Here is a 503-nt window from a genome sequence, read left to right on the forward strand (position 1 = left end):
GTAGGCGATGCGCTCAACGCGCTGAACAGCGCCATTGGAGCCGGCGGTACTTCGCCGTACTTTGCCGCCAACGGCGCCAATGACGATACCGACAATGCCAGCGCAACTGCAGCCAACGCGGTCGCCATCGGTCCAAACTCGACCGCCACCGAAGCCAACACGGTCTCCATTGGTGCGGTGGACAACGAGCGTCGGCTGGTGAATGTGGCGGCAGGCACGAAGACCACCGATGCGGTGAATAAAGATCAGCTGGATACGGTAGACGGTAAGGTTACCGATGTAGCCAATGACGTGTCGGCTCTGGATGGGCGGCTGACCACGGCCGAAGGAACGTTGACCTCGCTGGATACCCGCGTGGGCACCGTGGAAACCAACTTTGGCATAGTGCAGAGCACTGCGGTGTTCTACGACGACACGAGCAAGGGCACGGTCACCCTCAACAGCGGTGGTGCGGCGGTCGTCCTGAAGAACATCGCCGATGGCGTGGATGGCACCGATGCGGT

1 pseudogene is annotated in these 503 nt (G+C 61.4%); it reads left to right on the forward strand.

Annotated features, from left to right (window positions below):
• Positions 1-503 (forward strand): annotated as a pseudogene (locus G4G00_RS21785) (hypothetical protein); the annotation flags it as partial.

This window comes from Stenotrophomonas sp. B1-1 (assembly GCF_010894375.1).
Lineage (GTDB): Bacteria > Pseudomonadota > Gammaproteobacteria > Xanthomonadales > Xanthomonadaceae > Stenotrophomonas.